Annotated in this window: 10 protein-coding genes, 1 tRNA gene and 2 rRNA genes; 3 read left to right on the forward strand and 10 right to left on the reverse strand. The window is 43.2% G+C overall.

What is annotated here, in order from left to right; genetic code table 11:
- Window positions 1-30 precede the first annotated feature (30 nt).
- From D8S93_RS12925 to D8S93_RS12940, 4 genes are all read right to left on the reverse strand, one after another.
- Entirely contained in the window at window positions 31-2,130 is a 2,100-nt protein-coding gene (locus D8S93_RS12925; RefSeq protein WP_152813530.1) for a TonB-dependent siderophore receptor, read from the reverse strand.
- A 207-nt stretch (window positions 2,131-2,337) separates the two neighbouring features.
- On the reverse strand, window positions 2,338-3,711 hold the full coding sequence (locus D8S93_RS12930; protein WP_047007951.1) for a sensor histidine kinase: 1,374 nt from the start codon (window positions 3,709-3,711) through the stop codon (window positions 2,338-2,340).
- Window positions 3,711-4,376: a response regulator transcription factor gene (locus D8S93_RS12935; protein WP_005393531.1), complete on the reverse strand. Its 666-nt coding sequence runs from the start codon at window positions 4,374-4,376 to the stop codon at window positions 3,711-3,713. The genes D8S93_RS12930 and D8S93_RS12935 overlap by 1 nt, the downstream gene beginning before the upstream one ends.
- A 147-nt stretch (window positions 4,377-4,523) precedes the next feature.
- Window positions 4,524-5,477 (reverse strand): lactate/malate family dehydrogenase, encoded by a 954-nt coding sequence (locus tag D8S93_RS12940; RefSeq protein ID WP_152813532.1) that lies wholly within the window; start codon window positions 5,475-5,477, stop codon window positions 4,524-4,526.
- 237 nt (window positions 5,478-5,714) lie between these two features.
- On the opposite strand from D8S93_RS12940, the gene D8S93_RS12945 reads away from it, so the two are divergent.
- On the forward strand, window positions 5,715-6,425 hold the full coding sequence (locus D8S93_RS12945; protein WP_152813535.1) for a glycerophosphodiester phosphodiesterase family protein: 711 nt from the start codon (window positions 5,715-5,717) through the stop codon (window positions 6,423-6,425).
- A 35-nt stretch (window positions 6,426-6,460) separates the two neighbouring features.
- Here the strand turns inward: D8S93_RS12945 and D8S93_RS12950 are convergent, their stop codons facing one another.
- Complete coding sequence (locus D8S93_RS12950; protein ID WP_152813538.1) at window positions 6,461-6,943, reverse strand: L,D-transpeptidase family protein; 483 nt, start codon at window positions 6,941-6,943, stop codon at window positions 6,461-6,463.
- A 289-nt stretch (window positions 6,944-7,232) separates the two neighbouring features.
- Between D8S93_RS12950 and D8S93_RS12955 the strand changes: the two genes are divergently transcribed.
- Entirely contained in the window at window positions 7,233-8,228 is a 996-nt protein-coding gene (locus D8S93_RS12955; RefSeq protein ID WP_006741210.1) for a 2-hydroxyacid dehydrogenase, read from the forward strand.
- Between the two features lie 85 nt (window positions 8,229-8,313).
- Window positions 8,314-8,670, forward strand: coding sequence for a YibL family ribosome-associated protein (locus D8S93_RS12960; protein WP_005374274.1), 357 nt, complete (start codon window positions 8,314-8,316; stop codon window positions 8,668-8,670).
- A 156-nt stretch (window positions 8,671-8,826) separates the two neighbouring features.
- Here D8S93_RS12960 and D8S93_RS12965 read toward each other — a convergent pair whose 3' ends face one another.
- From D8S93_RS12965 to D8S93_RS12985, 5 genes are all read right to left on the reverse strand, one after another.
- Entirely contained in the window at window positions 8,827-9,858 is a 1,032-nt protein-coding gene (locus tag D8S93_RS12965) for a cytosolic protein (protein WP_152813540.1), read from the reverse strand.
- 103 nt (window positions 9,859-9,961) lie between these two features.
- The gene (locus D8S93_RS12970) at window positions 9,962-10,723 is read right to left on the reverse strand and encodes a cytosolic protein (RefSeq protein WP_152813542.1); all 762 of its coding nucleotides are present in this window, start codon (window positions 10,721-10,723) and stop codon (window positions 9,962-9,964) included.
- Between the two features lie 277 nt (window positions 10,724-11,000).
- A tRNA-Ser gene (locus D8S93_RS12975) sits at window positions 11,001-11,091 on the reverse strand.
- A 101-nt stretch (window positions 11,092-11,192) separates the two neighbouring features.
- Window positions 11,193-11,309, reverse strand: a 5S ribosomal RNA gene (rrf, locus tag D8S93_RS12980).
- Window positions 11,310-11,400: 91 nt separating this feature from the next.
- Window positions 11,401-11,497: ribosomal RNA gene (locus D8S93_RS12985) — 23S ribosomal RNA — on the reverse strand; the annotation flags it as partial.

Below are 11,497 nucleotides of genomic sequence, written 5' to 3' on the forward strand. Positions count from 1 at the left end.
TACCCTTCCCCTTTAATAATCAAATTGTTATCAGTACTTGAACTGGATTGTTGCCATGTAGTTGCGGCTTTCTCCAACCACAACCCCACTCGCACCTTTTTGCTCGCTATTCGTGCTACCACCACCTGCGAAGTAGTCGGTATCGAATAAATTCTCGACATTGAATCGAGCAATGATATCCAAGTTTTCATCGTACTTATGTTTGTATGACACGCCCATATCAACGCGAGCGTAGCCATCTTTCTTGAAGGTGTTCTTTGCATCACCGTAGCGATCACCTTCATAAATCAAACCGAGGTTTAGGTTCGTATTGTCCTGAACCTTGTAGCTAGACCATAGACTTGCCGAGAACTCTGGCACATCTGCAGGGCGGTTACCCTCGAATTTTTTATCCGCTTTCGTCAACTCTGCATCCAAATACATTGCAGAAGCCGTTAGCGACAACTCTGGGGTCACAAAACCTTGAGCCATTAACTCAGCACCTTTGTGAACTTGCTCACCACCTTGCGTTTTCTTGTGTAGGAGATTACCGCCCGCGTCTTTGCCGCTTTCAACATCCAGCGAGATGTTCTCTAATGTGATATCAAACACTGCACCGGATACAAATAAGCGCTGATCGAACAGTTCCCACTTAGTTCCGATCTCGTAAGAGATACCACGCTCTGCGTCTAGCTTCTCGCCATCGTTCACGTAAGTTTTGCCACGACCACTGCTGACTTCACCTTGCGGCATAAAGCTTTCAGAGTACTGAACGTAAACCGAGCCATTTGTCGCTGGGTGGAAAATCACACCAAACTTAGGAGAAACTTGATTCTCTGTCAGGTCATCATCACGCTTTTCATCATAACGAACCCCTGCAAGTACTTGCCAAGACTCGTTAATAGTCATCATGTTTTGCGCGTAGATACCCCAAGTATCGTACTCAGTTGTTGGTGATTTCTTCGAACTACGATAGCCAGGCTTAGGCACCGTTTCTCCTGGCGCAATACTCGCCTCATTATGAAATGCCATAAAGCGATCATAACTGTAATCTAAGTAGTTAGCGCCCACTAACAACGTGTTTTCCGTACCGAACAAAGTAAAGTCCGTCGTCACATCTATATATGCAGTATCAAATACCCAATTATCGGAGCGATCATTCCCTTTGTGTCGAATCACACCGTCTTTGTCATAATTGTCAAACTTAGGGTAAGACTCTACATCAAAACGCTTAAAGTCTTGACGGTTGTAACCCGCTTTTACGTTTACATTGTCAGTCACTTGAGCATTAATATCGATACCGTAGTTTTCTACTTCGTTGTCAATCTTTGACCACTGGGCATCCCAGATGTGCTTGTCACCGCGAACCGCTTTACCATCCACAATGTAAGCACCAGAATCCACGCTACCATCGTCTTTCGTGCGATCGTAATGCGCTGACACCATAAAGTTGTCGGTGATGTCGTACTCAACCACTAGACCCGCAACCGTACGATCCGTTTCTGGCTCGGTACCATCGCCGTATCTGCGCCAAGAGCCGTAGCTTTCTTTGGCAAAAATTGCGCGCGCACGCAGTGTCTCTGCATCATTTAACGCGCCACTCACATCAAGCACAGTACGTGAGTGATCATTCGAACCTAGATCTTGACTCAAACTAGCTTGTGTTTGAGTTGTTGGTTTTTTCGAAACCATGTTTACTAAGCCACCCGGCTCAGACTTACCGTATAGCAGGCCTGATGGACCTTTAAGCACTTCAACACGCTCTAAAAGCTCAATTGGCTGACGGTAGTGTGACCAGTGTTGACGGCCATCACGAAGAAAACCGTCTGAACTGCTAAGCTCAAAACCACGTAGAGAGAAACGTTCGCGGTTACGGCTTGTACCACCCGCGCTAACACTTGCATCGTTACGTAACACTTCACCAAGTGTACTTGCACGCTGCTCATCAATTACCGTTTCATCGATAACCGCTACTTGTCCTGGCGTTTCCAGCTGCGTCATTTCCATGCGCATTGCTGTACTGTTTGTATCCGCCTTGTAGCCGAACTCTCGACCTTCTACAACTACATGTTCGTCTGTTTGAACGTCCGCCACTGCAGGTGTTGCTAACACCGCACCGATCACTAGCGCCAAATGGCTCTTAGTAAACATATCCTTTCACTCCGATTATTATTTTTCGGGTCACATACTTATTGAATGCGATTCCCTCTTAATTATTTCGCGGGTGAATATAAGTGATAAGTATTACCATTTGCATTAAATTTACATTCTTTGCATTTGCAAACTTTTGTAAAGTACTCTCTGATGACGCACCACAATAACGTGAACAACATCACACTTAATAAGACTTAACTATACTTACTGCTTGAACACCAAAGTAACACTCAGACCTCCTTGTTCACGATTTTTCGCCGTAACGGATCCACCCATAATGCGCATGGATTCTTTGACAATCGCGAGACCTAAGCCATAACCGCCAAGCTTCTTATCTCTTGATGCATCTAAGCGAGTAAACGGGTCAAAAATATCGACCAACTTGTTCTCTGGAATACCTGACCCATTGTCGGATACAGACATGGTAATCAATTGCTGCCCATCTTTGACATGATTAGCCAGATAAACTTCTATCTGAGATGCTTGCCCTGAATATTTGATGGCATTTCCAACAAGGTTATTCAAACAACGAATGACGAGCGTTTCTTCGCAAAAAGCTTTGGCGCATGTTGCTTCTGAACGGAATGACAATGTTTGTTCTGGTTTTAAATCGATTTTGCACCGCTCTACTTGTGGTGCGAGCAACACCTCTAAATCACGGCGTTTCGCACCTTTGTCGAAACGCGCATTTTCCAAGCGACTGAACTCCAAGATATCGCTTATCAAATGGTTTAGCTCTTTAGCTTCGTCTTCTAGCCTGGTCACCAAGCTTTGCTCGTTCTCCCCAACTCGCTTACGCAAAAGGTGTAGAACTAAATTCTGTCTTGCTAACGGCGTTCGGAGCTCGTGGGAGACATCTCTTATAAGCAATCGCTGCTTTTCGGCAAGAGAATGAATTTGCTGTGTCATGTGGTCGAAGTCTTGCGCCAGCTCGTTAAACTCGCGCGTATTCGATTTTAACTCTTTCACCACACTGACATTAAAGTCACCGTTAGATAGCTTTTTGCTTGCTTCTCTTAAGCGATCAAGCGGCTGTTGTAAGTTGCGTGCCATTAGCAATGAGAACAACGCCAAAATAACTACCGCAATCACCACTTTGAGAATAGAGAAATATAAAATGAAGTCATGTGCGGGATGCAGTCGATGTGGCAGTTGAATTACCAAGCTATTATCTTTTACCAAAGGGATATTGATAATCGGGCGATTTACCTTTCCCTCAAGTTGATCATCAATACTTCTTTTAAATTGAAGTTTGAACTCGAAGTGTGGATGCATTAAACGGTGAGTGACGGGTTGCTGGTGCTCATTCAGCACAAACAGATAAAAGTTTTGCGCGTTCGCCCAATCCGCAAGTTCGTCCATATCTCCGTGCTCAATCAGCACATTGGCTTGATGTGCAAGATCGAGCATTTCTTCTCGCACACTGTCCGGCACTTTTAGCATGGCTTTCACGAGAGCTTGCTCAGCCATTGCTTGTACGACCAAAATACTTATCACAATTGCAGTCATATAACTAAACAACTTAAACGCTAAGCTATCTTTACGTTTCGCGATAAAAGGTGGGCACGTGAGCTTCATTAATTGTTTACAGCCTCTAGGTAGCTGTAACCTTTGCCACGGAAGGTTTTGATATGTTGCTTAGAGAGCCCTGCTTCTACTAGCTTGCGACGTATATTACTGATGTGCATATCAAGGTTGCGGTCAAAAGGGCTTAGCTCTTTCTTTAATACTTCGGTTTGGAGTTCCGCTTTTGAAATCACCACACCTTGGTTTTTGACTAAATAGCTCAGTAATTCGGCTTCCGTGCTTGTGAGTGGTAAGCTATTGAGCTGAGCACTGATCGTTTGAACGGTACTGCACATCGCCTGACGTTGGCGCTCTAAACCAACACGACGAAGAATCGCTTTGATGCGCATCAGAAGCTCAGCAACATTAAAAGGCTTTCCTATGTACTGATCGGCTCCCGCTTGGTAGCCATCAAGCATCGAGTTTTCATCATTAAGAGCAGTAAGCATTAGAATAGGTGTCGCGAAGCGTTGACAGATTCTACGGGCAACTTGCATGCCGTTAAGGTTTGGTAACATGACATCAAGCAGTACAAGATCTACCGGCGTTTTTTCCATATATTGCAAAGCACTTTCACCGCAATGTACAGAAGAGACAATATAGCCCTCCTCTTGCAAAACTGCTTCTAATAGCTCACACAAAGGAACGTCATCATCCACTATCAAAACTCGAGACATTACCACTCACCATTCAAATAAAAATGGTTCGCATTCTATTACTCATTTACAAATTAAACAACTACACACCCTAGGGCTTTAGTACAAATAGCTCTATAGCAGTAGACCGGAGTGCTAAGCTAACTATCACCTGATAATGAGGGTAGATCATGGCTTTAGCTTCGTCTCCTTAGCGACATTTTCGACGATGTGTTTTAAGTGGGCGCTGATCGTTTTTAATGTGACAAGCTCCTCTTCAGTGAAGGGATGCATCAGAACTGAATTTGCTCCGTTTTTTCCAATAACCGTAGGTAGGCTGAGAACAACATCATGCAAACCATATTGCCCCGACATCATCGTACCGACGGGCAACACCGATCGTTCGTTAATCGTCACGGCTTGAATGATTCGAAAGACACTGGCGGCAATGCCATGAACGGTGTTCTGCTTACGCCGAAAGATTTCGTATCCCGCCTGTTTCACCGCCTCAAGAAGTGCGTGCGGATCAATTCTCTCAATGTTATGGGTATCGCAGTAATAGTCGGCCGGTTGCCCAGCGATAGAAATTAAGCTCTTAGGAGTAAAGCAATGGCTACCATGCTCTCCTAATACATAACCAAACACGTTCTTCGGGTCTAGGTCTACACGGCCAGCAACAATACTCATTAAACGAGCGGTATCAACTACACAGCCACTGCTAATAACTTTACTCGGCTCAAAACTGGTGTTGGTGACAATAAAGTGCGCCACGATATCGCATGGGTTTGACACAACAATCAACACCGCATTTGGCGCTACGCGTTCTATTTGACGCGCAATATCAACTCCAATTTGAGCATTAACCTCAGCAATATCTAAACGAGTTTGTCCTTGTTTAATCTGCGTACCAGCGGTGATAACAACAAGAGAGGCTTCGAGTAAATCTAAGTAATCATCCGACGGCATAATGCGTGTGTTTTTTGAAAAAGTCAGTGCCATCGTGTGACGAAAATCAAACACTTCACCCTCGGCACGTTCTAAATTTTTATCAAGTAGAACAAGCTCACTAAAACCACCCAGAGTGAGTAGGTAATTACACACCCCCACACCGACAGCCCCTGCACCAATAACACCGATCTTCATATCTCTCTCCCGATAACCATGATGCACTCGCAACTACCTTGCTCTTTAAAAATGAGCGGCAGGAGAATAAAAGTCCAACTTTGGTTCATGATTCGACAGGAGTTCTTCCAACGACCTACCTTGACGAATGGGCGATTTGGCTTTTATTAAGACGATCTGACAACATGCACCTTGAGGTATATCTTCAAAGCAAAAAACGAGTACAATCTGCTCATCACAAAGCAGAAGATGAAGAAAATGGAAACATTAGTAATTGGTCATCGTGGTGTTGCTGGCTCATACCCAGAAAATACAAAAGTGAGCGTTCAGGCCGCCATTGACCTCGGATTAAATTGGGTTGAAGTTGATGTACAACCGACCAAAGATAATGTTTTAGTGGTTTGCCATGATCACACCATAAATCGATGCAGTAATGGACAAGGGCGTGTCGATGAACTGACTCTGGAAGAGTTAAAGGCGTTGGATTTTGGTAGCTGGTTTAGCACAGATTTTTCAGGTGAGAAAATCATGACATTAGATGAGCTGCTCACTTTAGCTACTGAGCATAAGCTTAACTTGAATATTGAAGTTAAGGTAGATCGCCACCCAGCAGAAGAAGTGGCACAAGCTCTCGCCAACGTACTGGCAAAAAGTCCCATGCCGCAAGAGAAGGTACTACTCTCCAGTTTTAGTCATGATGTCATTAGAGCGCTGCATAAATACTGCAGTGAGTATCGATTAGGTGTATTGAGTGAATTCTTAACGAGAAAAGATAAATGCCTTTTGGAAGAAGTTAACGCCTATAGCTGCAACCTAAACATTAACTGGGTTCGCTCGCGCCAAATAAACAAACTCCAGCAGGCGGGTTACAAAGTGATGTGTTATACAGTGAACAATCCAAACAAACTGAAGTACCTATCTCAGTTAGACGGTATATTCAGTGATCATCCACAACGCTTTATGCCATAGCACATACCACCTTGAGCTTCAGAGGCACCATTTCGTTACCACTCAATCTGAATTGGTGTCCCCATCTCTACAAGCTGGATAAATTCATCCATCTCTTCATTGGTAATCGCAATACATCCATTGGTCCAATCAAAGCTTTGGATATAAATCGGCAACTGGCTCTCACCGTTTTTTAAACCATGAATTTTGATGTTCCCTCCTGGGGACACACCTCGGCGCTTCGCTTCCAACGTATCAATCGCATCAGGGTAGCTAATATGCACAGAACGATAAAAAGTAGAGTCTTCTATAACGTAATCTAAGGTGTATTCGCCCTCAGGTGTACGATTGTCTCCCTCTTCTTGTTTATGCCCTTTAGGGTTCGCTCCTAAAGCAATGCGGTATTCTTTTAGTATTGTGCCTTGTTCCATTAAATACATTCGACGCTTTGACTTGTCGACTTTAACAAAATCTACAGCTGCATGGACGCCAGAAGCCAATACGCAACACAAGAACATAGAGCACCATTTTACTGACATTGCCGGAACGCCTAACCTAACTAAAGTGAACAAGAAAAGAGCGATTATGCTAGTCAGTTAGCGCCCGTAAAGCAAACAGTATCTAGAGTAAAACCTGTATTACCCCAGGAGCTAATGTGATGAACGCACAAGTGCAGAGTCGTAAGATAATACTCATTGAAAGACGTGATCGTTATCGTTGTTTGATATGGCAAAAGTTAAAGAGAAGATTTCTCTATTCATTCCGCCTAAGTTGCATTACTTTATAAGTATATTTATTTATAAAGTCCGCACTTTTTGAGAGGGAACCATGATTAATATTGCTTTTTTTAGTGCAAAATCCTACGACGAGGCCTCTTTTAATAAAATTAAAAATAACCGAGATTTTGAATTCCACTATCACGACTTCCGGCTAACCGAAAAAACCGCCAAAATGGCACATGGTTGCGATGTCGTGTGTGCTTTCGTCAATGATGACCTTTCAGCTCCCGTTCTTAAACAGCTTTCTCTAGGCGGAACTAAGCTTATTGCCATGCGCTGCGCGGGTTTTGATAAAGTTGATCAACAAGCTGCCAAAGAACTTGGCTTACAAGTGGTTCGAGTTCCTGCTTACTCACCAGAAGCGGTGGCTGAACACACAGTCGGTTTGATGATGTGCCTAAATCGTCGCCTTCACAAAGCCTACCAACGTACACGTGACGCCAACTTCTCGCTAGAGGGCCTAGTTGGCTTTAACTTTTACGGGAAAACCGTTGGTGTCATTGGTACAGGTAAGATTGGTATCGCGACGATGCGTATCTTCAAAGGGCTTGGCATGGAGCTGCTTTGCTATGATCCTTACGAAAATCCATTAGCACTAGAAATGGGAGCGCGTTACTGTTCGCTTGAAGAAATCTACGCTAATGCGGATATTATCTCTCTCCATTGTCCAATGAGTGAAGAAAACTATCACCTATTGAACGAAAAAGCCTTCGCGCAAATGAAAGATGGTGTGATGATCATTAACACTAGTCGAGGCGAGTTGCTGGATTCACTAGCGGCGATAGAAGCCTTGAAACAAGGTAAGATTGGCGCGCTTGGTCTAGACGTGTATGACAATGAAAAAGACTTGTTCTTCCAAGATAAATCTAACGATGTCATCGTAGACGATGTTTTCCGTCGCTTATCGGCTTGTCATAACGTGCTGTTTACTGGCCACCAAGCATTCTTGACTCACGAAGCACTTAATAATATTGCCTCTGTGACCCTTGATAACGTCGAAGCCTTCTTCTCTGGTAACGTATCGGGCAATGAACTGATTAACTAAAGCCAGACAATCGAGAAGTATAGTAGAGCGTGTGATCTCAGCTATGCTATACTTCTCGACTATTTAAAATTTGAGCCAAATTACCATGAGCATAAAAACTGATATTCAAAAGCTGCACAACCGTTTAGATACATGCCAACGTAAACTTGATGCGGCACGTTCTCGTGGTGATCACGAAATGATTACAAAGTTCACGGATGAAGTAGAACAGCTAACCAAAAAGCTTAATCAGTTAAAGCATAAGCAAAACTATGAGCTGAACAAAGAACGTAAAAGCTTACTTGATATGCCATTCTCTCGTGAAATCACCAAAGCAGAACAAGCGGACATCGGCAAACTGAAAAAACGCGTACGCGGCTTAGTAATCGTTCACCCACTAACAAAAGTTGGTAAAGAGCTTCGCCTCGATGTCATGACAGGCTTTGCGCCAAAAGAGTTTTAAACTCATATTAATACTCGTTGAGCCTAAGCATTTGCTTGGGCTTTTTATTTTGTACTGCTTCATTAAATTTCATCGAAATATCAACCCATAAGCTCTTAAAAAGGCCAGCGACAAAAGCCACTGACCAAATTCAAAATGCCAGTCTGCATTACTCGCCTACGACAGTTGCTGCAACTTGTGCTCCACAACGGGGTCATTCGGAACTAACTGCTGAGCCACTTCCAAAAGTTGTACTGCATCTTGCGGATTGTCATGCTCATGCTTCATCGCAATATCAACAAGTGGCTGAATATCGATTTTCGCTTGATGCTCCTTCACATGTTCTTTCTTTTCTTCAATTAACACATTATGAGCGGTACTCAGTAAGTTTAAACGATGCTGTGAGCTCGCATTCGCCTTGTTAAGGCACTGATAGTAATCTTCTTTTAAGCGCAGCGTTTTGGTCTGATGACGAAACTGCGCTATATCTATCTTCTGATAACGTATAAAGTCTACAGCCACTTGCTTATAAAAACCGAATTTATTCAAATACGTCGCGTGGGTACCATGTCCCATACCGAAGACTCTCAAGTGAGTGAGCTCTGGGTAGCGTTTGGCGTGAAGGCGGTCGATTTCATTGGTTGGATCATAAATGATGTAACCTTTTGCATCTCCAAGGTCGAGGTCGTGGTACTTTCCTTCCCAATCAAATTGTTGGGCAAGTTCAGTACTTGGCCTGTCATCCCATGGCACTAGCACTTTGTTTTTTGTACTGACCGGGTGAAACATCAATACTTGATCCAACTTTAATAGATTGGAAAAAGCGCCAATAGCAAAACCACCGCGGCTAAGACCATAACCTAAACGGCATTCAAAAGGCTCAAGTAATGTCGATAACTGCTCTAGAAAGAAAATCAAATTACGGCTGCGAAACCAGTTACTTTTCCCAAGGTGCTGAAAAGAAATAATATTTACTTTTTGTTTCTGGGCTAAGCGATAGCCCCAAGGCGCAAAGTCTGAGTGTAAGTCCTGTACTTGTAGATTCGTACCAGCAGGGGAAAAGGTGAACAACAGCGGTTTATTGCGGTCGACAAACTCATACTTAACAAACACATCATCAAGTAAGTCCTCCCCGGACATCGGTAGCCTGATTTGCTGTTCTTCACGAGAAAGAGCCAGCCATTCATCCAACCAGTACAGTAACTTCATTAATCCTCCATCTAAATTGCGCCTAGCAATTGTGTTAAAAATCTAGTTTTTAGTGTGTGATCATCTCCCCCTGATTCCAGGGGACTCTGATATCAGTCCTCTTTTAAAACAAAGCGTGAATTTGCTTATTAAATTGGTCAATATCTATGGTTTGATGACGAACAAACTCCTTCGCCACCAGATTAAAAAATTCTAATTTATCTAATTGTGTGGATTGAGTGCCGTGCCCCATACCGACGACTTTTAAATGAGTAAGTTCTGGATAACGTTCAGCATGAAGACGATCAATACGATTGGTGGGGTCATAAATAATGTAACCTTTGGCATTGCCCAAATCTCGATCATGGTAGCCGCTTTCCCAATCGAACTGTTGAGCAAGCTCAGTGCTGGGCCGATCATCCCATGGTACTAACGCTTTATTTTTTGTGCTAACAGGATAAAACAACAAAAGATGATCCAATTTCAGTAAGTCAGCGAATGCGCCAATAGCAAAACCACCTCGGCTCTGCCCATAACCCAAACGACATTTGAAGGGCTTAAGCAACTCAGACAACTGCTCCAGAAAGAAAATCAAATTCCGGCTACGGAACCAATTGCTTTTACCTAAATGTTGAAAGGCAATAATGTTTACTTGTTGTTGTATTCCGAGGTCGTAGCCCCAAGGAGAAAAATCCGGAGTTAAGTCTTGTACCTGAGCATCAGTACCGGAAGGAGAAAATGTGAACAACAATGGCTTGTTAAGATCGACGAGTTCATACTTCACAAATACATCATCAAGTAAATCGTAGCCAGAGATAGGTAAAGCCATCTCTTGTTCTTGTTGAGTAAGCGCTTGCCATTCATCTAACCAGTAAAGTAGCTTCATTTTTTCTCCAAGTGCATCCGCAGTATTTAGACTGAAACTCTATCAAAATGCTTTTAAGCATCCCACGTTGAGACTTAACAAAGCTCTACTTAAAGCCTAAATGACCTATGAAAATGTCTTCGATTGCAGATATTACTGCGTAAACTAAACCCAAAGTGAGTACGCTAAAGAACTTAGAGAAAGGGCCGGAGAAAAGCCAATTAGAAGTTTTCGATAACAGCTGTTAAAAAACAGCAGATACAAAAAAACCGCTGTAAGAACAGCGGTTTTTTAAAGGTGGCGGAGAGATAGGGATTTGAACCCTAGATACGCTATTAACGTATGCCGGTTTTCAAGACCGGTGCTTTCAACCACTCAGCCATCTCTCCACAAATTGTCACTAAAACTTAGTCTTATACTATCGATGCTAATTTTTAGTTTTGCCTTCAGTTATCTTAATTAAAAAGAAAACTTGAAAGCGATATTTAAAGCCTGGCGATGTCCTACTCTCACATGGGGAAGCCCCACACTACCATCGGCGCTATTTCGTTTCACTTCTGAGTTCGGCATGGAAATCAGGTGGGTCCAAAACGCTATGGTCGCCAAGCAAATTCTTTAATTCGGAAAGCTGTTTTTAATTCTCGTTCTTACACATTCAACGTTCTTAGTTGAGTCCATCAAAACCCCTTGGGTGTTGTATGGTTAAGCCTCACGGGCAATTAGTACAGGTTAGCTCAACGCCTCACAACGCTTACACACCCTGCCTATCAACGTCGTAGTCTACGACAACCCTTT

The sequence above is a fragment of the Vibrio sp. VGrn 2 genome, from assembly GCF_009361695.1.
Lineage (GTDB): Bacteria > Pseudomonadota > Gammaproteobacteria > Enterobacterales > Vibrionaceae > Vibrio > Vibrio diabolicus.

Coding starts and splice junctions, on each gene's coding strand:
- D8S93_RS12960 (WP_005374274.1), top strand. CDS start 8,314: ATGAGCATAAAAACTGATATTCAAAAGCTGCACAACCGTTTAGATACA.
- D8S93_RS12965 (WP_152813540.1), bottom strand. CDS start 9,858: ATGAAGTTACTGTACTGGTTGGATGAATGGCTGGCTCTTTCTCGTGAA.
- D8S93_RS12945 (WP_152813535.1), top strand. CDS start 5,715: ATGGAAACATTAGTAATTGGTCATCGTGGTGTTGCTGGCTCATACCCA.
- D8S93_RS12935 (WP_005393531.1), bottom strand. CDS start 4,376: ATGTCTCGAGTTTTGATAGTGGATGATGACGTTCCTTTGTGTGAGCTA.
- D8S93_RS12940 (WP_152813532.1), bottom strand. CDS start 5,477: ATGAAGATCGGTGTTATTGGTGCAGGGGCTGTCGGTGTGGGGGTGTGT.
- D8S93_RS12955 (WP_006741210.1), top strand. CDS start 7,233: ATGATTAATATTGCTTTTTTTAGTGCAAAATCCTACGACGAGGCCTCT.
- D8S93_RS12930 (WP_047007951.1), bottom strand. CDS start 3,711: ATGAAGCTCACGTGCCCACCTTTTATCGCGAAACGTAAAGATAGCTTA.
- D8S93_RS12950 (WP_152813538.1), bottom strand. CDS start 6,943: ATGTCAGTAAAATGGTGCTCTATGTTCTTGTGTTGCGTATTGGCTTCT.
- D8S93_RS12970 (WP_152813542.1), bottom strand. CDS start 10,723: ATGAAGCTACTTTACTGGTTAGATGAATGGCAAGCGCTTACTCAACAA.
- D8S93_RS12925 (WP_152813530.1), bottom strand. CDS start 2,130: ATGTTTACTAAGAGCCATTTGGCGCTAGTGATCGGTGCGGTGTTAGCA.